The following is a 433-nucleotide window of genomic DNA, read 5'->3' as shown; positions in this document are numbered from 1 at the left end:
TCGGGAATGAATATCGGCCCCTGGCGTTTGCGTAACCCCAGTAACTGGGGAAATGATGATGGCTGGCAATCCATTAGTACGGCGCTTTCCCGTGAGACCAAGCGCTTACGCAGCCAGCTTCAGTTTGGGCAAACCGCTACCAATGGTGAACTGGTCGACAGTGTGCAAATGACGGGTATGAAGCTGGAAACGGATACCAGCATGCTGCCCAGCGGGTTGCAGGGATTTGCGCAGGTCGTTCGTGGCATCGCCAACAGCGATGCCAAAGTGACCGTTAAGCAAAATGGTTACACTGTTTACCAGAAAAACGTTTCACCGGGCCCATTTGAAATCTGTGAGTTAGCGGAGGTGACGGCAGGGGCGGATCTGGAAGTCACAGTGACGGAAGAAGAAGGCAAGGCAAGGAGCTTTATTCAGGCGAGTTGTTCGGAGC

1 protein-coding gene is annotated in these 433 nt (G+C 53.6%); it reads left to right on the top strand.

From position 1 onward, the window contains the following. A partial coding sequence (locus ACU8YC_RS28275) for a fimbria/pilus outer membrane usher protein (RefSeq protein ID WP_446896432.1) occupies positions 1 to 433 on the top strand: 433 nt, incomplete at both ends.

The organism is Citrobacter sp. VF227, from assembly GCF_052950715.1.
The sequence above is the reverse complement of the archived record's forward strand: the minus strand, read 5'-3'. Positions and strand labels throughout refer to the sequence as shown.